At 57.2% G+C, this 20,482-nt stretch carries 21 protein-coding genes; 3 read left to right on the forward strand and 18 right to left on the reverse strand.

Annotated features, from left to right (window positions below; genetic code table 11):
- Positions 1 to 1,008: an ATP-binding protein gene (locus FEZ21_RS14410; RefSeq protein ID WP_003445379.1), complete on the forward strand. Its 1,008-nt coding sequence runs from the start codon at positions 1 to 3 to the stop codon at positions 1,006 to 1,008.
- Positions 1,009 to 1,109: 101 nt separating this feature from the next.
- The gene (locus tag FEZ21_RS14415) at positions 1,110 to 1,673 is read left to right on the forward strand and encodes a VWA domain-containing protein (RefSeq protein WP_083912795.1); all 564 of its coding nucleotides are present in this window, start codon (positions 1,110 to 1,112) and stop codon (positions 1,671 to 1,673) included.
- 62 nt (positions 1,674 to 1,735) lie between these two features.
- On the opposite strand, the gene FEZ21_RS14420 is transcribed toward FEZ21_RS14415, so the two are convergent.
- Positions 1,736 to 2,002 carry a hypothetical protein gene (locus tag FEZ21_RS14420; protein ID WP_003445381.1) on the reverse strand — a complete coding sequence of 89 codons (267 nt, stop codon included), beginning with the start codon at positions 2,000 to 2,002 and terminating at the stop codon, positions 1,736 to 1,738.
- 347 nt (positions 2,003 to 2,349) lie between these two features.
- Between FEZ21_RS14420 and FEZ21_RS14425 the strand changes: the two genes are divergently transcribed.
- Positions 2,350 to 3,675, forward strand: coding sequence for a sigma-54-dependent Fis family transcriptional regulator (locus tag FEZ21_RS14425; protein WP_003445382.1), 1,326 nt, complete (start codon positions 2,350 to 2,352; stop codon positions 3,673 to 3,675).
- Positions 3,676 to 3,747: 72 nt separating this feature from the next.
- Here the strand turns inward: FEZ21_RS14425 and FEZ21_RS14430 are convergent, their stop codons facing one another.
- From FEZ21_RS14430 to arnC, 17 genes are all read right to left on the reverse strand, one after another.
- A complete protein-coding gene (locus FEZ21_RS14430) occupies positions 3,748 to 5,031 on the reverse strand; it encodes a transporter (RefSeq protein WP_160627572.1) in 1,284 nt (427 codons plus the stop codon).
- Between the two features lie 45 nt (positions 5,032 to 5,076).
- Positions 5,077 to 5,817, reverse strand: coding sequence for a hypothetical protein (locus tag FEZ21_RS14435; RefSeq protein ID WP_160627574.1), 741 nt, complete (start codon positions 5,815 to 5,817; stop codon positions 5,077 to 5,079).
- 45 nt (positions 5,818 to 5,862) lie between these two features.
- A complete protein-coding gene (locus tag FEZ21_RS14440) occupies positions 5,863 to 6,543 on the reverse strand; it encodes a C39 family peptidase (protein ID WP_003445386.1) in 681 nt (226 codons plus the stop codon).
- Positions 6,544 to 6,606: 63 nt separating this feature from the next.
- Complete coding sequence (locus tag FEZ21_RS14445) at positions 6,607 to 7,605, reverse strand: heme utilization protein (RefSeq protein WP_160627576.1); 999 nt, start codon at positions 7,603 to 7,605, stop codon at positions 6,607 to 6,609.
- 70 nt (positions 7,606 to 7,675) lie between these two features.
- Entirely contained in the window at positions 7,676 to 8,248 is a 573-nt protein-coding gene (locus FEZ21_RS14450) for an adhesin (RefSeq protein ID WP_160627578.1), read from the reverse strand.
- Between the two features lie 4 nt (positions 8,249 to 8,252).
- A complete protein-coding gene (locus FEZ21_RS14455) occupies positions 8,253 to 8,693 on the reverse strand; it encodes a hypothetical protein (protein WP_003445389.1) in 441 nt (146 codons plus the stop codon).
- A 592-nt stretch (positions 8,694 to 9,285) separates the two neighbouring features.
- Complete coding sequence (locus tag FEZ21_RS14460) at positions 9,286 to 9,753, reverse strand: tail fiber domain-containing protein (RefSeq protein WP_160627580.1); 468 nt, start codon at positions 9,751 to 9,753, stop codon at positions 9,286 to 9,288.
- Positions 9,754 to 9,876: 123 nt separating this feature from the next.
- Positions 9,877 to 10,401 (reverse strand): AAA family ATPase, encoded by a 525-nt coding sequence (locus FEZ21_RS14465; protein WP_003445394.1) that lies wholly within the window; start codon positions 10,399 to 10,401, stop codon positions 9,877 to 9,879.
- Positions 10,398 to 10,961 carry a nicotinamide riboside transporter PnuC gene (gene pnuC / locus FEZ21_RS14470; protein ID WP_160627582.1) on the reverse strand — a complete coding sequence of 188 codons (564 nt, stop codon included), beginning with the start codon at positions 10,959 to 10,961 and terminating at the stop codon, positions 10,398 to 10,400. Before pnuC ends, FEZ21_RS14465 begins: the two co-directional genes overlap by 4 nt.
- A 144-nt stretch (positions 10,962 to 11,105) precedes the next feature.
- A complete protein-coding gene (locus FEZ21_RS14475) occupies positions 11,106 to 12,713 on the reverse strand; it encodes a glycosyltransferase family 39 protein (RefSeq protein ID WP_003445398.1) in 1,608 nt (535 codons plus the stop codon).
- 75 nt (positions 12,714 to 12,788) lie between these two features.
- Positions 12,789 to 14,153: a UDP-glucose/GDP-mannose dehydrogenase family protein gene (locus FEZ21_RS14480; protein WP_160627584.1), complete on the reverse strand. Its 1,365-nt coding sequence runs from the start codon at positions 14,151 to 14,153 to the stop codon at positions 12,789 to 12,791.
- The gene (arnF, locus tag FEZ21_RS14485) at positions 14,150 to 14,557 is read right to left on the reverse strand and encodes a 4-amino-4-deoxy-L-arabinose-phosphoundecaprenol flippase subunit ArnF (RefSeq protein WP_003445402.1); all 408 of its coding nucleotides are present in this window, start codon (positions 14,555 to 14,557) and stop codon (positions 14,150 to 14,152) included. The genes FEZ21_RS14480 and arnF overlap by 4 nt, the downstream gene beginning before the upstream one ends.
- The gene (gene arnE / locus FEZ21_RS14490) at positions 14,554 to 14,898 is read right to left on the reverse strand and encodes a 4-amino-4-deoxy-L-arabinose-phosphoundecaprenol flippase subunit ArnE (RefSeq protein WP_003445404.1); all 345 of its coding nucleotides are present in this window, start codon (positions 14,896 to 14,898) and stop codon (positions 14,554 to 14,556) included. The genes arnF and arnE overlap by 4 nt, the downstream gene beginning before the upstream one ends.
- Entirely contained in the window at positions 14,895 to 16,544 is a 1,650-nt protein-coding gene (gene arnT / locus FEZ21_RS14495) for a lipid IV(A) 4-amino-4-deoxy-L-arabinosyltransferase (protein WP_160627586.1), read from the reverse strand. The genes arnE and arnT overlap by 4 nt, the downstream gene beginning before the upstream one ends.
- Positions 16,541 to 17,425, reverse strand: coding sequence for a 4-deoxy-4-formamido-L-arabinose-phosphoundecaprenol deformylase (gene arnD / locus FEZ21_RS14500; protein WP_160627587.1), 885 nt, complete (start codon positions 17,423 to 17,425; stop codon positions 16,541 to 16,543). The genes arnT and arnD overlap by 4 nt, the downstream gene beginning before the upstream one ends.
- The gene (gene arnA, locus FEZ21_RS14505; RefSeq protein WP_029612633.1) at positions 17,425 to 19,416 is read right to left on the reverse strand and encodes a bifunctional UDP-4-amino-4-deoxy-L-arabinose formyltransferase/UDP-glucuronic acid oxidase ArnA; all 1,992 of its coding nucleotides are present in this window, start codon (positions 19,414 to 19,416) and stop codon (positions 17,425 to 17,427) included. The genes arnD and arnA overlap by 1 nt, the downstream gene beginning before the upstream one ends.
- On the reverse strand, positions 19,413 to 20,426 hold the full coding sequence (arnC, locus tag FEZ21_RS14510) for an undecaprenyl-phosphate 4-deoxy-4-formamido-L-arabinose transferase (RefSeq protein WP_003445413.1): 1,014 nt from the start codon (positions 20,424 to 20,426) through the stop codon (positions 19,413 to 19,415). The genes arnA and arnC overlap by 4 nt, the downstream gene beginning before the upstream one ends.
- Positions 20,427 to 20,482 lie beyond the last annotated feature (56 nt).

The following is a 20,482-nucleotide window of genomic DNA, read 5'->3' on the forward strand; positions in this document are numbered from 1 at the left end:
ATGACTGACACCCCGCATTTCCCGTTGTCGGCGGTGGTCGGCGCGGACTCACTCAAGCTTGCGCTGTGCTTGACGGCTATCGACCCGAAAATTGGCGGGGTGCTGATCGAGGGCCCCCGCGGCATGGCCAAATCCACCCTGGCCCGGGGCCTTGCCGACTTACTGGCAAGCGGTCAGTTTGTCACCTTGCCATTGGGCGCCACCGAGGAACGGCTGGTGGGCACGCTCGATCTGGACGCCGCGCTGGGGCAGGGCAAGGCGCAATTCTCCCCAGGAGTGCTGGCCAGGGCCGATGGCGGAGTGCTGTATGTCGATGAAGTGAACCTGCTGGCCGATCATCTGGTGGACGTACTGCTGGATGTGGCTGCCAGTGGCACCAATGTGGTCGAACGCGACGGTATTTCCCATCGGCACGCTGCGCGCTTTGTCTTGATTGGCACCATGAATCCGGAAGAGGGTGAGTTGCGCCCGCAATTGCTTGACCGCTTTGGCCTTAATGTGGCCATGAACAGTCAGCCGCAGCCTGCCGAGCGCGGCGAAATCATTAGGCGGCGCTTGAGTTTTGACCTGGATCCCCAAGGGTTTTGTGAGCAGTGGGCGGCTGCACAGGATGCGTTGCGTGAGCGTTGCCAGCAGGCTCGTGAACGGCTGCAGGGCATTGAGCTGGATGACCAGTCGCTGGCAGTGATCACCGCGCGCTGTTATGCGGCGGCGGTTGATGGCATGCGCGCGGATCTTGTCTGGCTGCGCGCGGCGCGGGCCCATGCCGCTTGGCGTGGGGCCGGGGTGATCAGTCTGGAGGATATTGATGCGGTGGCCGAGTTTGCCTTGCGCCATCGACGTCGCCAGCAGCCTGCTGAGGCGCCGACGCCACAACAGTCGCAACCGCAAGCGCAATCCGGCAGTGCCTCGTCCAGTACCGGCCAGGGCCAATGGGGCGAATTGCCTGCGCAGCCTCAGGCCATGGGTGGCCGGCGCGAAGTGCCGAGCTGGCCAAAAAAGCCTTAGGCATTCGCCCCCGATCCAGTGCGGGGGCGGATGCCAGACCCCGGGCAGGCCAACTGGGTGAGGGCAAACTGGGTGCCAGTCGCAGTGCAGCCGGCGGTACCGTGGACTGGGTGCAAACCCTGCTGCGCGGCCGCCCGCAACAGCGTACAGATCTGGCCTACAAGACCCGTCAGAGTGCAGCCCAGGAGCTGTGGCTGGTGGTGGTGGATGCTTCGTCTTCCACCCGTCGGCATCAGGCGCTGGGGGATGCCAAGGGGTTACTGGCCCAGGTGTTTGAGGATGCTTATCGGCAGCGGGTGCGGGTGGCGGTGATGACTGCCAGTGGCAGTGCGCCGCAATGGCAGGTCTGCGGCGCCAAAGCATCTGCGGCCTTGAACCAGTGGTTGCTGACGCTGGGGGCGGGGGGGGGAACGCCGTTGCTGGAAGCCCTGGCGGATGTTGCACAGTGGCTGAAAACCCGTCGCAAGCAGTTTGCAGAAGAACAACAACGTTTTTTATTGCTCACCGACGGTCGTCTCAAAGACGGTCCGGCTCTGCCCGCCATTGAATGTCCGGGGTTGTTGATCGATATGGAACGGGGGCCGATTCGACTTGGCAAGTCACGGCGGATGGCGGCTGACCTGGCTCTTGAATACACACATATCGATGAGTTGAAACAACTGTAGGAGCGAGCTTGCTCGCGAGCTTTCAAGCGCTCGCGAGCAAGCTCGCTCCTACAGGTTCGGGATCAGGCCGGCATTACCCAGGGTTGCAAGGTGTAGCCTTCGCTGCTCAGTTCGGCACGGGCTTGTGCCAGCAGGCTTGCAAGTTGGGCGGCGTCGGCACAGGCGCTGCGCGGGATTTGTTTGCGACCGATACGGGTGTTGGTGCGGTCAATGACCGTCAGGCTCAATTCGCCATGACCGTCTTGTGCAGCCCAGGCAACACATTGAAAAGGTTCAAAGGCGTGGCCGGCAATCAAAAGTGCTTCGTTGAAACGGAGCGGGGCGTTCATAGGGTTGTCTCTCTGGTGTGCCCATCAAGTGATTAACCGTCGGCTGGGCTTACCGTTCGGTTGGTTACTTGTACTGATGACCTCAGACCCGCCTCAGGTCACACACTTTCATGACTTTTTTAAAAGTATTTTTAAAAGCCTGATGCAGATCAATTTTTAACCCCCTGAAAACCTCTGCCGCCGCTTTTTGATGGCCCCGCACGCCTTTGTGCTCAAGTGCGTATTTGGCGATGAGGGTTATAGGGAATTGATCCAAGTGGCGGGCACAGTTTTGTCATACGTTACACCTACCTTAAAACCCTGCCTGTTCTCATCCCATTTATGCTTTTTGGCGTCAAGGAACAGTCATGCTTGTGATGTCCTCCCCGCGACGCCTTTTAGTTGTAGATCCCTGTGACGATTGCCACGCACTGCTGCCGGGGTTGCGTACCATTGGTTGGGCAGTGGACAGCTGTAGCCTTGAGTCGGTCAGCAGCCATTCATGTGATGTCGGATTGTTCCGGCTCCAGCCATTTCATCTAGAGCACCCCGAAGCCGTCAAAGACATGATCAGTCGCAGTGGTACCGAGTGGATCGCCGTACTCAGTGCTGACGTATTGAAGCTGAAAAACGCAGGCGATTTTGTTTGCGAATGGTTTTTTGACTTCCATACGCTTCCCTTCGATGTTTCGCGGGTCCAGGTCACCCTTGGCCGTGCATTCGGTATGGCCCGTTTACGTGGTCACGCCACCACTCACGCCAATAATCCAGGGCACGAGTTACTGGGCCAAAGCCGGGTCATTCATGACTTGCGAAAACTGCTGGGCAAATTGGCACCTACCGAATCGCCCATATTGATCCGTGGCGAAAGCGGCACGGGAAAGGAACTGGTCGCCCGTACTCTGCATCGAGAGTCCCAGCGCAACGGCAAGCCCTTTGTGGCGATAAATTGTGGCGCCATCCCTGAGCACTTGATTCAGTCAGAGCTGTTCGGCCACGAGAAGGGTGCCTTTACCGGTGCGCATCAGCGCAAGATCGGGCGCATTGAAACGGCCAATGGAGGCACCCTGTTTCTGGATGAAATCGGTGACCTGCCGCTGGAGTTGCAAGCCAACTTGTTGCGTTTTCTGCAGGAGAAGCACATTGAGCGGGTAGGGGGCAGCCAAGCGATTCCTGTTGATGTGCGGGTACTGGCGGCAACCCACGTCGATCTTGAGACTGCCATTGTCGACGGCCGGTTTCGTGAAGATCTGTACTACAGGCTTAACGTATTACAGGTTGTCACCGCCCCTTTACGGGACCGTACGGGTGATCTGGCGTTGCTGGCCAATCATTTTGCGCATCTCTACAGCCTGGAGACCGGGCGTCGCCCGCGTACCTTCAGTGATGATGCATTGTTTGCCATGGGCATTCATTTCTGGCCCGGCAATATTCGCGAGTTGGCCAACCGTGTGCGACGTGGTCTGGTATTGGCTGAAGGTCGTCAGATCGAGGCCACTGATCTGGGCCTGGAATCGTATCTACCAGTGATAGAGGTATCGGGCACGCTGGAGGATTACAAAAGCCGTGCCGAACGTCAGGCGCTGCACGATGTGTTGCATCGACACAGTAATAACTTGAGTGTTGCGGCCAAAGTGCTGGGTGTGTCGCGCCCTACGTTTTACCGGTTACTGCACAAGCATCAAATCCGCTAGGGCAGTATCAAAAGAAAAGACCCGCAGCCTGTATCTGCTGCGGGTCTTTTTTCGTGCGGGCCCGGGGGCAGCCTAGAAGTAGTAGGGGAATTTCAGACTGAAGGTGAAGTCAGGAGCATCCTCTGTCAGGCCTATGGACAGATTGGGCACGATGGTCAGCTTGTCGGTTGCAGCAATGGTCATACCGACGTTGAAGTAGCCTGCGTTGGCATCGCTGGTGGCGACGGTTTGCCAATCACCACCATCCTGTTTGAGCTTGCTCTTTTTCTGAATCAGGTCTGACACGGAGAACGACATGCTCATTTTTTCGTTCAGGGCAAATGCCACACCGGCACCCAGCTGGAAGCTGTCGCCCAGTTTGACCTTGCCAGGCTGAGACAGGCCGACTGTCGAACTGATGTCGTCGAATGAGCCTTCAAGGTTATGGGTGTAAGACAGCGTTCCGAACAGCACGGCGGGATCGAAGGTTTTGACCAGAGAGATGCCGGGGCTGATCGACCACACGCCATTGCCGGTGGGCAAGTCTTCCGGAGTGAAAATGTTGGTGTTGGCTCCGGACTGGATCAGTTTGATGCCGAACGGATCTTTGCCGGTGGGCGCTTTCACCCGCACGGTAAAGACGGCATCCGGGGTGTTGGCCGACTCGTCGAGGAACTTGTAGGCCACACCAAAGTTGACGTCGCCAATGGTCGGGTCGCGGGTGACGGTCTGCTCGGAGGTCGCTTGAGCATCACCGCCATTGGCCCCCCCTGACTGATAAGCCGATTCGCGATAAACCACGGGGACGTTAATGTCGAACTGCCAGCGGTTGTCGAAGTTGTATCGACCGGTAAGGTCCAGAGTCCAGGTGTCAGCCTTGATGCGATCCAGGTTGAGATTGCCCAGGAATATTGAGTCCAGGGCCAAAAAACCATTGAGAATCAACTGCCGGGTATCGTAATGGGAGTAAGTGAGTCCGGATTCAAAACTGAACTTGCCACCGCCAAAAAAGCCACTGGCTTCGTCGTAAAGGTTGACCACACTTTTGGCGGGTGCGGAATCATCTTTCAGTGACTCTCCGTAAGAACTTCCGCCTGCTGCACTGCTACCGGTCGTGGCCACTTTCTGGTTGCCGGTCAAGTCTGCAGGCGACTTGGCCAATCGTTTAGGAACCGGTGTTGTCGGTTGATCTTCTACTTGTCGTACACGCTGTTCGAGTACGGCCAAGGCCTTTTGTTGTAGATCGTAACGCTGACGGAGCTCCAATAATTCTTGTTTTAATTGCTCTACATCAACATCAGGGGCTGCATAAAGCAGGGCTGATGGAAACAGAGTGCTTATGCATACAACTGCGCGAAAGGTAAACAATCGGTGCATGAAATAAGCCGTCCAGTGGTTCTAATTGTAAGGGGGGAGCCTAGTTCAATATCCCAAGTTGCGCAGGCCTATTAATTGATTAATATTGCAATTTGAAGCGGCGGTGGTCTGACTATTAGCGCCCATGACGACATTAAGTTGCGTCATATTCGTAATCGCATTACCAGCGCCCAATAGAGTTGTGCTCTGTAACACACCACCTTGAGCGATTTGTTGCAATGAGGCGCCTTGATTATTATTGGCCTCAATTGCCATTTGAATACCGCCCCCCGAGGCCGATACCGTCAAATTACCTGCACCGCTGGCGACTGAGACGGAATTATTTTCCGTTAATAATGTGCCTTGCTGATTAACCGCCGGTGCTTGACCGGCATGGGAGATAGTGATGTCAACATTGTTGTAGGCGCTGTTATTGTCGCCGGCGGCCCTTACGCTTTGTGTGACCCCCTGTCCCGTACTCAGCCCCGCGCCCCCCGTGACGATCCCGGTACCCTTGGCCGCTGGCGTACCGTTCCCTGCGGCGCTGTAGGTCGATACATAAAACTGTGGTTTGACCGTATTTTGCAGTTGCATTGACGTGGTTGCACCGACCACATCCCCTTTGCTGCTGACCCAGGTACTGCTCATGACGATCCCGAAGCTGATGATCCGGCCGGGCATGACAAAACGCCCGCGCAATTCAGCCATTTCATTGTCTTTGAGCTCCACCGGTTTGAATATCGAGGCTGCGTGGGCTGGCAGGCTGAGGGCAAGACAGGCGGCTATCAGCCAATAGGGCGTTTTCATGTGCTGCTCCAGGAGCGGGCGGCTCCATAGTCATCTTTGGCGCACTTAAAAAAAGTCGCTCTGGATAAACCCGAAATCCATTAGCTCTGCATCCTTGACCGGGCTGAACATATCGAGCTTGTTCTTGACGGTCAGTGGGGCAGGGGGACTCAGCAAAGCGTTGGTCTTGTCGTAACCGGGGCCAATAATGGCGAATACAATGCCATTCCAGCCTTTGGCGAAGTCTTCATGTGAGAAGCGTTTATGTCCCAGCACCGGGTCGGCGATATACACCCAGTCTTTTTGTGCACGCTGCATGACTACAAAATGCTTGTAACCTCGAATTTCCAGCAGGACGACGACAGGAATATTGACGCTTTCCAGGCTTTGCGCCGGGATCCGGTAACCCCTTGCCCGCATGCCGATACTTTCGAGATAACGCTTCATGTCGAGCATTGAGAACCCCTGGGTACGTACCAGTTTTTGATCCGCATTGATCAACATGCCTTTAATGATTTCGTCTTCATTGACGTCCATCCAGTAGGCCTGCCGCAGCACAGTTGCCAGAGCTGCTGCGCCACAACTGAAGTCGGTTTTTTGCTCAACAATGTCTGCAAAGCGACGCTCGCGAATACTCTGTACATGCTTGAAAACCAGATTGCCGCCGGGCATGGCCGCAACCGGCATCTGCGCGGCCTGTGTGATGCCGGCCATACAGAGCAACAGCAAGAGAGAGGTCGTGCGCATGATGGATACGCCTTGAAAATTGAAACAAGGGCCTCGGGATCGAGGCCCTTGTGAAGGCCCCGGTTACATGCAGGCGCGGCAGCCTGCTGCGATTGACAGCGAGTTGCTTTGTTGGTTGCCCACACCCGAGGACACGTTGGCGCCACCGTTACCCGAGAAGTTGTTCATCGAATTGGTCATCGATGCGTGGTTGATTGTCGGGCTGGTCCAGCCGCTTGGAGTCAGCACTTGATAAGTCGCCACGCCACTGAGGCTGAAAGTGCCTTCTTCATGAAACTTGAGCGGTTGTGGACCGTTGTTGCCGCCCCCGTTACCACCGCCGTTACCGCCCTGAACACTACTGTTGTGATTACCGCCACCACCGCCACTGTTGCCCCCGACAGTACCTTGACCCTGGCCATGATAAGCGCCGTGCAGATTGATACTGGCCGTCAGGTTTTTGGTGTCGTATGTCTGAACGGCCTTGTTAGACACATTCAGGCTGGTAGAGGTTTGATCTGCCGAGGCTGCCGCAACCGCAACCCGACCGCCTGAAACGGCAATTGCCAGGTTGTTTTTCTGCTGGTTGAAACTGCCTGTGGTGACGTTGACACCGACATTGCCGGAGCCATTGTTGGCCGAATTGTTAAGGCTTGAGACATTCACCGCGGAGTAGTTTCTAACGGTGTTGCCATAGTTGCCCTGATCAGCCGTCGTCGCGGCCACTGCACTGCCAAAAATGAAGCTTTGATCCGCAGTTGCCAGCGCCGCCGCATTATCCTGCTGGTTGCCATCACCTGCCGCGACGTTGGCGCCCATGTTGCCGCTGGAGTTGTTGATCGAGCCGTTCACATTGGCGAGGTTGTGTGTGCCCTGGTTGAGTGCCTTGTTGTTTGCACTGGTTTGACCATCCTGGACCATGGCCGCTGCACCTGCGCTTAATTGCAGCTGGGTCAGCAACTGATCATTGTTGTTATTGTTTCCACCGCCATTGCCATTTCCGCCTCCGCCCGCCTGGGCAGCAACAGCCATAAGTGCAGCAATAGCGAAAACCAGCGGTTTAAGAGCCATTACAGGTTTCATGGTGATTCTCCGTGCTTTATTAGTTGAGTTACGTGTTGGCACTTTCTAATTGCACTGCGTTGTAATCGGGTCAGTCGGCAACCCGGACGTTCAGGGTGTTAGCCATGCGGTTCCCCACCCCTGCACTCTGGTTCAACTGCACGACCCCGCGGCTGCCGGTGAAGGCCTGGTCGCTGGTAACGACCTGGCGGCTGCCACTTACGGGGAGTACGGTTCCGGAGCCTGGTAACAGCGCCACGTTTTGCTGTGACAAAGCGCTGTCATCGATGCCTTGTGGCTGGGCACTAATGCCGATCCGCACTGCATTGATCATTTGATTGTTGGCACCGGAGGATTGGTTGACCCCCAGCACACCGCTGCCATTACTGAATGATTTGCCCTGTATCGCGGCCTTGGCATTGAGCGAAGGGTCGGCCGCAGTGTTGAGTTTCTGACTGATCCGGGTTGAGGCAAGGCCCTGGGTGCCGATGGCAATTGCCCGGCTATTTACCTGCTGCTGTTGATCGCCCGCAGCCTGGTTTACCGTAATGTTGCCGCGGTAGCTGAGGCCGGAATTGTTGATTTCGGCGTTGTTATCGGAGGCTGCGTGAACCTGAGCACTGGCAAGCAGCACAGCAACCAGCAAGGGCAGGGCAATGTTCATGATGTTATTTCCCCTGACTCAGAGCGGTGAGCGGGCTCATGCCCTGCTCGATGCTTCGATTGATGGTGTTGCTGATCGAACCGCCGCTGCCACCACCATGACCGCTGGCCATACCTGGCAGGCCATTGGCTGTATTCAAACCTGGCAGAGCGTTGCCGTTGGGCATCATCGAGTGGGTAATTGAGGCACCGCTGCTGACACTGGCGAAATCACCATCACTGAGCTCACTGGAAGCACTGGTGATACGCACTGCGGGGTTCGCGTTTACAGTCGTGGGGTTAGGGTCCGGATGCATGGCCGGGTTGCCGACTGCAAAAGGTTGAACATCGCGGGTAAGTACAATCACGCCATTACCACCTGCTTGAGCAGTGCTGTAGATACCGAACAGAACAGTCAGGCTGCACGCTGTCAGCAGGCGGTGTTTGCCACGATATATATTCCCCATGATTGTGTTCCTTCTTTATTGGAGCTGGCCCTGGTCGGCGCTACGAAGGGAAGAGCAGTAGTTGTGCCACTTTAAATTAAGTGATTAAAAACAAGCGCTCACAGAGCGTGATGAGTCAGTGCATGGCGTCGATGTTTCAAATATGAGACAGCGCGAGGCTATTATTGCGGAGGGAAACAAGGGATTTACGTTGCACTTGATACGAGAGGGGGTGTTTCAGAAACGTTACATTTATTCAGGATATTTTAGGGCGCCGCCAATAATCGGCTTGCAGGCTAACTCGGTGTTTCATGAATGGACATATTGGCGGCTCGAAGCGCTAACTTTTCCAGTGCCCATTGCAAACTCCCGGTGTCCTGATTAACAGACTGGAGATTGCTGAATAAGTTGCCTTGGCTTGGAGGATTTATTAATTGAGCACTACCCAGGCTGGCGATCAGTCGTTGTTCAAACAAGCCAATATCGTCTGCTGCGTATCTTTAATTTGATTCACAAACAGGCGGCTTTTTATGAGCTTTCCTACACATATAAGCCATGCAGGGTGCAGACCACCGACCAGAAGGGGGGAGGCAGCGGTCATGCACCCGGCTATTTACTTGGCTTGGGCTTTTTCCAGGGTTTCAATGCGCTGGTTAAGTTCGCGGATCGATTCGATCAGTGGAGCCACCAGTTTGTCGTAGTCGACCTGCATCAAACCATCCTTGGTGCGTGTCAGCTCTGGATACACCTTGGCCACTTCCTGGGCGATAACCCCGATGTCCTTGCGCCCGCCATCTTTCCATTCGAAGGTGACGCCCTGAATCTTCAGCAGATTCTCGGTAGCCGATGTCAGCGGCACGACTTTGGTTTTCAGGCTTTCATCGCTGAACGGGCAGCACTCGGCGCCAATGTCGCCGGGGCCGCCAAACGGAGGGCAGCCAGGGCCGGTCGGGTTGCTTGGTGAGCATTGGCTGCTATTGGCCAACGGTGCAGGACGGCTGTCAGCTTGAGCCAGGGCGTTGGCCGCAAAGGCCAGGGACATGGCGCCAAAGACACCCGAGACAAAGAATATTGATTTCATTATTTTCCTTGAGGTTGAGGTAGCCCGTCGTCAAATGTTTGACGACGGGCCTCAAGGTAAAACTTCCAGTTGCTGCTGGATCTAGGAATGCTCTGAATTTGTTAAGAATTTTCCTAAAAATTCTTATTGCGCCAGCAAGTGTTCGACCGCGGCACAAGCTTGTTGCTGACGGGCCTGCCAGTCACCTCTGATGATTTGCAGGGGTTGATGGTGGTGCTCCAGCCACTGAAGGCTGGCAGCGAAAAACCTTTGGCGTTCAGCCAGAGATGGCTGGCAACGCTGGCCGTCGGGTATCCATTCCACATCGTCGGGTGACAGCAGCAAGTGCAGGTCGTAATGCCGGCTGAGAAGTTCGGGTTCAAGCCATGCCGGGCAGTCGCCAAACAGGGTCTGGCTCCACAGTATGTTGCTCAACAAATGGGTGTCCAGAATCAGCAGTTCTGGCTGTTGGGCACGGGCTTGATCCTCCCATTGCAGTTGACCTGCAGCAATCGCCGGAATATCGGCCAGGCAGGTGTCCCGGGGGTTTTGCTCGATAAAATAACGAACGTATTCGCCCACCAGTACGCCGCCAAATCGCTGCTGCAAGAGCGCCGCCAGCCAGCTTTTGCCACTCGACTCCGGCCCCGCCAGTACGACCACCTTCATGTGCGCAGCGCCGGATCGCGGCGCCAGTCACGCCAGCCCTGAATGGCAATAACCGTGAACAGTGCATACAGGCCTGCTGTCAGGTACAGCTCTTGCCAGGCAAAGAACAGGATGTAGAGCACGTCGATGACAAACCACAGGGCCCAGCATTGCAGGCGCTTTTGTGCCATCCACAATTGCGCGACCAGGCTGAATGCGGTCAGCGCTGCATCTTGCCAAGGGACGCCGGAGTCAGTCCAGCGGGCCATTGCCGCGCCCAGAACCAGACTGCCAACAGCGCCGGCGCTGAGGCCCGCGAGGACTTGCAAAGGGCTTAACCAGGTAACCACACGGCCCTCGTGCTGTGTCCCGGCGCGGGTCCACTGCCACCAGCCATAAACTTGCAGCAGGGCAAAGAAGACTTGCAGGAGCATGCCCGAGTACAGCTTCATGCCGAAGAATATCCAGCTATACAGCAGCACCATCACCAGGCCGATGGGCCAGCACCAGGGGTTTTGTTTGACTGTTAACCAGACGGCGATGACGCCAAGCGCGGCGGCAAACAGTTCGAGCCCTGACATTGGCATTTCCGGGATGAGTGAAGAAGGGCGGGGATTGTACCTGCAGGCAGGTGGCAGCTCTAGCAGGATTCACATCGTCGCTGATGAGGACCGAAGGCTGCGCAAAGCGATCGCAGCCTTGGTGCCTCGTCAGCGACTACAGGTTCAAGGGATGTGCAGCAACACGTAGTCATTCTTGTCGAAGCGACCACTCAACGCCGGTACTACATTGCCCAAGGCTGTGCCTTGCAGCCCCTGATAATCCTTGCGGTCCATAACGATCCATACCGGGGCTGGCAGGGCCTCCAGTTCGGCGTCGGCCCGGGTGAACAGCGGCAGCAGGTCGCGATTGACATTGACCATGAACTTGATGGCCTTGGCGTCTTTGCCCATGCCGTGCAGTACTAGCGGGGCAGGCTCGCGGTCGATCATGCGCATGGCGTTTTCGGTAAAGTTACGGGTGTCATACAGTTCGCGCTCCACCGGTTCGAACACCATGATGAAGCAGGCCCACAACGCCAGAACGGCGCATGCCGCCAAACCGCCCGTTCGCCATTGCGCCTTGAACAGCAGGGCCAGCGCCGCCACTTGCAGCACGCCCAGCACCATAAAGATCGCAGTCAATGAAGGCAGCTGGTCGTCAAAGCGTTTGCGCACAATGCTCAGGCCCACCATCAACAACGCGGGCAATAGCAGGAAAAGCCCCTGAATCAAACCGCGCAGCCCGGCATAGACCCGTCCCTGCAAACCTTGAAACGGATACGCCGCAATGATCGCCGCCATCGGCAACATGGGCAGCAAGTAACGGGCTTTTTTCGCTTGCGGGATCGACAGCCCGATCATTACGATCAAGCCGGCGCCCACGCAGTATTTGACCAGCTGCAGCCCCGGGCCCGATTGCTTGCGCCCGACGATCAGGGTCGCCACCAGTACCAGCACCGCCAGCGGGTACGCCAGTGCGTAGTTGCCCATGGAACTGGTGAAGTAATACAGGGTGCTGCTCGCACCTTCCGTACCGTCCATGCGGCCAGTCACTTGCATGCGGATCACTTCATGGACGAAGGCCTCACCGCCGCTGATCCAGGCCAGCAACAACAGGGTACCTATGCACGCAGCCAGCAGAACCAGCGCTTGCAGGCCAACGCTGATCAGCCGGCGCCATTGACCACTGAGCAGGTAGTAACTGCAGAGCATGCCGGTGGGAATGACCAGGCCAATCGGGCCGCGTATGGCAAACCCCAGTACCAGCAGAAGCAGTAGCCAGTGATGCCGGCGCGGTGCAGAAAAATGGTCGTGTGCATAGGCCAGATAAAACGCTGCCAGGCTGACGGCTGCAAGCATTTGATCCAGGGAGACGGCACGGGTTTCGGTGACAAAGGTCATGCTAAGCAGCAACAGCGCCACACTGACCAGCGCCCAGGTCCTGGACTGCGGCGCGACCAGGCGATACATCAAAGTAACAATCAGCGCACCGGCAATGGCTGTGGGCAGCCATGCGGTGAGGCTGGTCACCTGTCCAGACGGCAAGGACAATAACCAGGTGAACAGAGTCGAAGTGGCGCTGTAGTCAGCATATGGCTGGCCGTAGGTGGTCGGAAAAAAGCCCGGGCCGTGACGCAGCATTTCCTTGGCAAACATTACAAAGCGCGAATCAAAACCGATCGCCGCCAGTTGCGGTTCACCCAAGATGAACAGCACCAGTACCAGTGCGCCTAAAATCAATGACTGACGGTGCAGTGCACGTAAACTGCTGGAAGAATAATTGGCCTGCATCTCGAGTTTCCCTGCCTCAAAACAGTACAAAAAAAAAGCGCCGCCATTGTTGCCAATGGCGGCGCTGTCATTTCATCAAACGGTCGTTGAACCTTGGGACACTGGCAAGTTGCAGGACTCGCCACGCCCCATCGGGTAGTACTGCAACCCTGCACGCGCCAGACGCTCGCCGTCATACAGGTTGCGTCCGTCGAAGATCACCGGGGTTTTGAGGCGGGCCTTGATCAGATCAAAGTCCGGCGCCTTGAATTGTTGCCACTCGGTACACACGATCAGTGCGTCGGCTCCGTTGAGGGTCGATTCCGGAGTCCCCATCAGGCTCAGGCGCGGTTCGTCACCGTACAAACGCTGGGTTTCCTGCATGGCTTCAGGGTCGAATGCGCGAACGTCGGCGCCGGCATCCCACAGTGCCTGCATCAATACGCGGCTCGGTGCATCGCGCATGTCGTCGGTATTGGGTTTGAACGCCAGGCCCCACAGGGCGAAGGTTTTACCTTTCAGATCACCTTTGAAGAACCCGTTGATGCGATCGAACAGCTTGTGCTTCTGGCGTTCGTTGATGGCTTCAACCGCCTGCAGCAGGTCGCTGGAGCAATTGACTTGATGGGCACTGTGGATCAGCGCGCGCATGTCTTTGGGGAAACACGAGCCGCCATAGCCGCAGCCAGGGTAAATAAAGTGGTAGCCGATGCGGGTATCGGCACCGATGCCCAGGCGTACTGCTTCAATGTCGGCCCCCAGGTGCTCTGCCAGTTCGGCAATCTGGTTGATAAAGCTGATCTTGGTGGCGAGCATGCAGTTGGCGGCGTATTTGGTCAGCTCGGCGCTGCGCAGGTCCATGAAAATAATACGGTCATGGTTGCGGTTGAACGGGGCGTAAAGGTCGCGCATCACTTCGCGCACTTCTTCACGGGCGCAGCCGATGATGATGCGATCCGGACGGCGGCAGTCCGTCACTGCCGAGCCTTCCTTGAGGAATTCGGGGTTGGACACGACGTCGAATTGCAACGAGCGCCCGGTCTGGCTCAGCGCTTTATTGATATGGATCGTCAGGGCGTCGCCGGTGCCTACTGGAACGGTGGATTTTTCTACCAGGATCAACGGTTCAACGCGATGGCGGGCGACTGCGTCTCCGACCGAGAATACTGCGCCCAGGTCTGCCGAACCGTCTTCGCTGGGCGGGGTGCCCACGGCGATAAACAGCACCTGGCCGTGCTCAACCGCGAGTTTCTCATCGCTGGTAAATCGCAGGCGCTTGCTTTCAAGGTTATCCCGCACGAGGCTGGAGAGTCCCGGTTCAAAAATACTGACATGACCTTGTTGCAGCAGTTCGACCTTCTTCTGGTCGATGTCCATGCAGATCACATCGTGGCCGACTTCCGCCAATACCGTCGCCTGCACCAGGCCTACATAACCACTACCAAATACACTGATTTTCATGCGCAGTTCCTGGAACTTGGGGTACGTCGAGAGTTGATCGTTAGTACCCCCAGAATGACCAAGGTCACACCAAGGGTTTTCGAAAGGGTGAAGCTTTCATGGAACACCGGCAGGCTGGCGGCCAGCAGGTACACCAGGGCGTAACTGATGCTTAACAGCGAATAGGCGCGGCCCAGGGGCAAGTCCCGCAAGGCCAGCAGCCAGCAGAGCATCGATAGCGCGTAGGCCATGATGGCCGCAAAAACCACACCCAGCGCCGGCACTGATACCTCCCCCTGACTGATCGCGCTCAGCCATTGAGCAGGTTCCGGCAGGCGGGTCATGCTCCAGCGCATGCCCAGTTGGGCCGTGCTGACCAGCAACACGCTGGCCGAGGCAAAGACAAATCCACGGCGCAGGCTCATGTGTGCTGTCCTAACAGGACCACACCGGCAATTACCAGCCCTACACCTATCCAGTGACGCCGATCGATGTGTTCTTTGAACAGATAGCGGGCTACCAGGGTGATCAGCACAAAATTCAAGCTGAGCATCGGGTAGGCAACCCCGACTTCAAGCCGTTGCAGTACCAGCAGCCATACCAGCAAACCGAAGCCCAGGCACAGCAGTGCCAGCCACAGCCAGGGCGATTGCAGCTTTTGCGCAACCCCGGACTCGGGGCCGCGCCAGCTTTCGACTGCGTATTTTTGGGCAATCTGGCCTGCGCAGGTCAGCAGGCAGGCCAGCAACAGAAGTGCAAATGTCATTGGGCGCTCTGCGGGAAGATCAGAATCACCATGTTGCCGTCGTCATAACGCTGGCCATCTTCAGGCAGCATGTCCATTTCATGGCTTTCATCGCTGTCCTTGACCCGCATTACCACGCCCACCGGACCCTGGCGTCGCGCTTCAGTCATCCACGGGCCAATGTCGGCCAACGCAATGCTTTTGCCTTTGGCATCGTCATAGGTCAGGCCGTATTTGACTTCACCCTGGGTGTTGTACAGCGTCACATCGGGGCGGCGCAGGCGCCAGGACAAGGCAGAGGCTGCACCCAGATCGTTGCTGAGCAAGGTTTTGGCCTGGGACAGCTCCTGGATATGCTCAAGAATGAACTGATCGGGCATTTTGTTGTGCACAACGCTGCTGGGCATGCTCGCTGGTAACGCAAGCACCAGAACCCCCATAGCCAGGGCAGGCGCCGCCCACATCTTCAGCGGCCGGGAAAGTGTCAGCAGGCCGGTGACGATCCACGTCAGCAGCACGCCGACCAGCAACGCCATGTGTTGCGGCTCGTTGTCATAGAACGGTTTCTTGATCTGGAAGTAGATCAGGGCCGCCAGTCCCGCACTGCCCACCAGCAAGTTGACCAGGCCGTTAAAGCGCAAGGCACCGGTTTTGGCCTGTTCTACCCGCTGGATCATCCCGTGGCCCAGCAACAGAGCCAGCGGCAACATGCAGGGCATGATGTAGGTCGGTAACTTGCCTTTGCTCAGACTGAACAAGGCCAGCGGCAGCAGAAACCATAGCGACACGAAAACTACGCTGGCATGGCGCTTGTTCTGCCACGCATCCTTGAACGTAACGGGCAACAGGGCTGCCCAGGGCAGGCTGGAAACCACCAGCAGCGGCAGATAGAACCACCACGGGCGCCCGTGCTGGGCATCGTCACCGGCAAAACGGCGAATATGCTCGTGCCAAAAGAAGAAGCGCCAGTAGTCAGGCTCCTGGGCGTGAACGGCGAGGACCCAGGGCAGCGATACAAGGGCGGCAACCAGCATGGCCACCAGACCGTATTTGACCAGCTCGACAAAGCGCTTTTGCCAGATCATGTAGGGCAGGGCAATCAACACCGGCAACAGCAGGGCCAGAAAGCCTTTGGTCATAAAGCCCATGCCACAGGCAAAACCCAGTACAGCCCAACTGATCAGGCGATCGCGCCGGGTGCTGCTGTCAACCGCAAACCACAACGCGACCAGACTCAAGTTAACCCACAGAGTGAACTGCGGGTCGAGGTTCGAGTAACCCGCCTGGCCGGCGATCAGGCCGAATGTCATGTAGACCAGGGCGCAGGCAAAGCTCTTGCGCGGGTCATTCCACAAACGGCGGGCCACGACATAGGCCAGGAACACACTGAGGCCGGTGGCAACGGCGGAGGCTATGCGCACGCCGAACAGGTTTTCGCCAAAAATGGCCTGGCCTATGGCGATCATCCAGTAGCCCGCAATCGGCTTCTCGAAGTAACGCAAGTCCATGAAGTGCGGGGTGATCCAGTTGCCGTCGACCAGAATTTGCTGGCCGATTTGCGCGTAGCGTGTTTCGTCCGGGATCCACAAACCGTGGGTGCCCAGCGGCAACAGATAAAACGCGATAAAAGCCAGAACCAGAAGCGGTATCGTCCAGCGCTGAGTCATGGTTTCTGCACTCCCAGCCAGCCTTCACGCCCGTCCAGTACGCCCCGGCTCAATTGTCCGGCTGCAATACTGTCGGGATCGGCGGGCAGCAAATCCCGCAAGGGCTGGAAATGAATGTCACGGGTACGGGCCTGCGCCAGTAATTGACGGAAGTCGTTAGCCATCAGAATCCCTTCTACTTCAGCGTGGATAGTGTACGCATTCAGCTTTTGTGGGCTGAAGCGATCAAGAATGTATGAATTGAAGTCGGCGGCACTCAGCTCTGGCCCGACCACTTCATCGAAAGTGGGTAGATCCACAGGGATTTGCGGCGCGCCCAGGCTGCCGTCGGCCAACCTTGGCCGAAACAGACTGTGCCCGCGGCAATCACTGTTGTAACGAAAGCCAAAGGTTTCCTTGGCCTGGACTACGCGCTCGTCTGCACGCCAGCCGGCGGCGGCCGAACATTCGACCGCCTGGCCGGTAATGTCGCTCAAGGTGTCGACGCCGCGCCGGATCTGCTCGATCAGTTGCGCCTCGCTCCAGCGCCCGGTGTTGGCTTGCCAGCCATGGTGATCCCAGGCATGCAAGCCGACCTCATGGCCCGCAGCCAGGGTCTGGCGCATTAAATGCCCCAGATCCTGGCCGATGGGCTTTCCTGGCCAGGCAGTGCCGGCCAGCAAAATATCCCAGCCATAGAGGCTGGCGGCCTTGGAACGCATCATCTTCCAGAAAAACTGGGGCTTGATCAGCCGCCATAAATGGCGGCCCATGTTGTCAGGCCCCACGCTGAAAAAAAACGTGGCCTTGATGTGGGCTTCATCGAGCAGTTCGAGCAACCGCGGAACCCCTTCTCGGGTTCCACGGTAGGTATCGACATCTATGCGCAGTCCAGCTTGCATTAGCGTTTTTCCGCGATTTCAACCATGGCTTCACGCAGGAAGAAATCCAGGGTCTTGCCAATGGTTTCGCTGAGTTCGGTCGTCGGGGTCCAGTCGATCAGGCGACGGGCGTTCTCGACGCTTGGCTTGCGGTGGCTCACGTCCTGATAGCCGGTGCCGTAGAACGACTGGCTTTCAACATCGCGGAAACCGGCAAATGGCGGGAAGTTGTCACGCAGCGGATGCGCTTCGAACTGACGCAGCAACTCTTCACCCAGTTCACGGATACTGGCTTCGTTTTCCGGGTTGCCAATGTTGATGATCTGGCCGTCGCACTTGCCGCCTTTGTTGTCGATGATGCGCGCCAGAGCTTCGATACCATCGGCCACGTCGGTGAAGCAGCGTTTTTGTTCGCCACCGTCTACCAGACGAATCGGGGTGCCTTCCACGAGGTGCAGGATCAGCTGAGTGATGGCGCGCGAGCTGCCAACCCGTGCCGAGTCCAGACGGTCGAGACGCGGGCCCATCCAGTTAAATGGACGGAACAGGGTGAACTTCAGGCCTTTCTGGCCGTAGGCCCAGATCACGCGGTCCAGCAGTTGCTTGGAGACCGAGTAGATCCAGCGCTGTTTGTTGATCGGGCCAACAATCAGGTTGGACGTGTCTTCGTCGAAGTTCTTGTCCTGGCACATGCCATACACTTCGGACGTGGACGGGAAGATCACACGCTTGTTGTATTTGACGCAGTAGCGCACCAGCTTGAGGTTTTCCTCGAAGTCCAGTTCGAATACACGCAACGGGTTGCGGGTGTATTCGATTGGCGTGGCGATGGCCACCAGCGGCAGAACCACGTCGCATTTTTTGATGTGGTACTCGATCCACTCGGTGTGGATGCTGATATCACCTTCCACAAAGTGGAAGTTCGGGTGGCTGCGCAGACGCTCAATGGCGTCAGAACCGATATCCAGACCGTAAACTTCGTACTGGTCGTCCTGCAGCAGGCGCTCGGACAGGTGGTTACCGATAAAGCCGTTAACCCCCAGGATCAGGACGCGGGTACGGCGGGCCTTGCGACCCGACTCGCTACCGCGCAGACGCGAACCTTCTACCAGACCCAGTTCCCGGGCCAGTTGCGGGCCGCTCAGGTACAGGCCGTTTTCATTGCGCTGACCGGCAGTCACTACCAGCGAGTCCTGACCACATGCGATGCGTAGCGGATCGCAACTGATGACCTGGCCCGGTGCGTGGCCCTGGTTACCGGCAACCACTTCGGCGCCCCAGACGATCAGTTTGTGCTCGCCCACTGCACAGAAGGCCCCCGGATAAGGTTGAGTAACAGCCCGAACCAGATTGAACAGCTCTTCTGCAGGGCGTGCCCACTGCAGCAGGCCATCAGCTGGCGTGCGACGACCAAAGTAGGTGGCTTTGGATTCGTCTTGCGGGGTTTCCTTGAGCTTGCCCTGGGGCAGCAGCGGCAGGGCTTCGGCCAGCAACTGGGCAGCGGTTTCGCGCAATTTGCCGTGCAGGGTCAGTGCGGTGTCGGTGCGTTCGATGCTGATCCGTTGTTGCGCCAGAATGTCGCCTGCGTCGGCTCGTTTGACCATACGGTGCAGGGTCACGCCGGTTTCGGTTTCGCCCTTGACCAGTACCCAGTTCGCCGGAGCGCGGCCGCGGTAGCGCGGCAGCAACGAGCCGTGCAGGTTGAAAGCACCCTGGCTGACGCTGGCCAGCAACTCTTCGCCCAACAGGTTGCGGTAGTAAAACGAGAAAATGTAGTCGGCGTTCAGCTTGCGGATACGTTCGATCCACAGCGGATGGTTGGCGTCTTCCGGTGCATGTACCGGAATGCCTTTGCGGGCACACAGCTGGGCGACTGAACCATAAAAGTTATTTTCTTTCGGGTCATCGGCATGGGTAAACACAGCAGCAATTTCGTAGCCTGCATTGAGCAAGGCTTCAATGCCTGTGCAGCCAATATCGTGATAGGCGAAAACAACGGCTTTCAAACTCATGATTGAACCTGTGTCGAAGTTGAAGAAGTCGGGGTGCAAGTTGAAACGGTAGAAGTTGCAGGTTCGGCGCGAACGATTTTTTCAATGAAAAACCGTGGCCGGGCCCGCACATCGCTGTACATGCGGCCCAGGTATTCGCCCAGTAGCCCCATGCCGATAAATTGGCCGCCGGTAAACACGAACAGCACCGCAAACAGTACGAAGGTGCCGTGTCCGGCCCACGAGGCGCCGAAGATCAGACGCAGCATGATCAATGCAATGGCGAAGAGCACGCCCAGTACCGCCATGCTGAAACCGATGATGCTCAGCAGACGCAAAGGTGTGGTGGTCATGCAGGTGATCAGGTCGAACATCAGGTTGATCAGGCGCATGGGGCTGTACTTGGAATCACCGTGTTCGCGCTCGGCATGTTCGACCAGCACTTCAGTGGTGTGCCGGGCAAAACTGTTGGCGAGAATCGGGATAAACGTACTGCGTTCGCGACAGGCGAGCATGGCCTCAACGATGGAGCGGCGATAGCAGCGCAGCATGCAGCCGTAATCGCTCATGGCAACACCTGTCGAGCGTTGCACGGCCAGGTTGATCAGCCGTGACGGCCAGCGGCGCCAGGCGGAGTCCTGCCGATTGTTGCGCACTGTGCCGACCACGTCGTAGCCCAGGGCTGCCTGGGCGACCAGGCGCGGGATTTCTTCCGGCGGATTTTGCAGGTCGGCGTCCAGAGTGATGACAACATCGCCTTTGGAATGCTCGAAGCCCGCCATGATCGCAGCATGTTGCCCATAGTTACGATTGAGAATTACCGCAACTACCGGGCTGCCTTCGCGTGCAGCCGCGTCCTCGAGGATTTGCGCCGATTGATCCCGGCTGCCGTCATCGACCAGAACGATTTCATAGGCCTGCGTCAACTGTGCACAGGCTGCTTCAGTACGGCGCAATAGCTCAGGAAGACTCTGCTCTTCGTTGTAGACCGGTATGACGATCGACACGCACTGGATAGGGTAGGGTTTCAAATTATTCGTTCCAGTCAGTTTCAATGGCACAAGACGACTCGGTAAAAGTCGATCTA

It is taken from the genome of Pseudomonas sp. 9.1(2019), from assembly GCF_009910445.1.
Taxonomy (GTDB): Bacteria; Pseudomonadota; Gammaproteobacteria; order Pseudomonadales; family Pseudomonadaceae; genus Aquipseudomonas; species Aquipseudomonas paraversuta.

Coding starts and splice junctions, on each gene's coding strand:
- arnF (WP_003445402.1), bottom strand. CDS start 14,557: ATGAGCCTGCGCCGTGGATTTGTCTTTGCCTCGGCCAGCGTGTTGCTG.
- FEZ21_RS14435 (WP_160627574.1), bottom strand. CDS start 5,817: ATGAAAACGCCCTATTGGCTGATAGCCGCCTGTCTTGCCCTCAGCCTG.
- FEZ21_RS14455 (WP_003445389.1), bottom strand. CDS start 8,693: ATGGGGAATATATATCGTGGCAAACACCGCCTGCTGACAGCGTGCAGC.
- FEZ21_RS14445 (WP_160627576.1), bottom strand. CDS start 7,605: ATGAAACCTGTAATGGCTCTTAAACCGCTGGTTTTCGCTATTGCTGCA.
- FEZ21_RS14420 (WP_003445381.1), bottom strand. CDS start 2,002: ATGAACGCCCCGCTCCGTTTCAACGAAGCACTTTTGATTGCCGGCCAC.
- arnD (WP_160627587.1), bottom strand. CDS start 17,425: ATGCAAGCTGGACTGCGCATAGATGTCGATACCTACCGTGGAACCCGA.
- arnT (WP_160627586.1), bottom strand. CDS start 16,544: ATGACTCAGCGCTGGACGATACCGCTTCTGGTTCTGGCTTTTATCGCG.
- FEZ21_RS14460 (WP_160627580.1), bottom strand. CDS start 9,753: ATGAAATCAATATTCTTTGTCTCGGGTGTCTTTGGCGCCATGTCCCTG.
- FEZ21_RS14465 (WP_003445394.1), bottom strand. CDS start 10,401: ATGAAGGTGGTCGTACTGGCGGGGCCGGAGTCGAGTGGCAAAAGCTGG.
- FEZ21_RS14475 (WP_003445398.1), bottom strand. CDS start 12,713: ATGCAGGCCAATTATTCTTCCAGCAGTTTACGTGCACTGCACCGTCAG.
- FEZ21_RS14450 (WP_160627578.1), bottom strand. CDS start 8,248: ATGAACATTGCCCTGCCCTTGCTGGTTGCTGTGCTGCTTGCCAGTGCT.
- FEZ21_RS14430 (WP_160627572.1), bottom strand. CDS start 5,031: ATGCACCGATTGTTTACCTTTCGCGCAGTTGTATGCATAAGCACTCTG.
- arnA (WP_029612633.1), bottom strand. CDS start 19,416: ATGAGTTTGAAAGCCGTTGTTTTCGCCTATCACGATATTGGCTGCACA.
- FEZ21_RS14410 (WP_003445379.1), top strand. CDS start 1: ATGACTGACACCCCGCATTTCCCGTTGTCGGCGGTGGTCGGCGCGGAC.
- FEZ21_RS14440 (WP_003445386.1), bottom strand. CDS start 6,543: ATGCGCACGACCTCTCTCTTGCTGTTGCTCTGTATGGCCGGCATCACA.
- arnE (WP_003445404.1), bottom strand. CDS start 14,898: ATGACATTTGCACTTCTGTTGCTGGCCTGCCTGCTGACCTGCGCAGGC.
- FEZ21_RS14425 (WP_003445382.1), top strand. CDS start 2,350: ATGCTTGTGATGTCCTCCCCGCGACGCCTTTTAGTTGTAGATCCCTGT.
- pnuC (WP_160627582.1), bottom strand. CDS start 10,961: ATGTCAGGGCTCGAACTGTTTGCCGCCGCGCTTGGCGTCATCGCCGTC.
- FEZ21_RS14480 (WP_160627584.1), bottom strand. CDS start 14,153: ATGAAAATCAGTGTATTTGGTAGTGGTTATGTAGGCCTGGTGCAGGCG.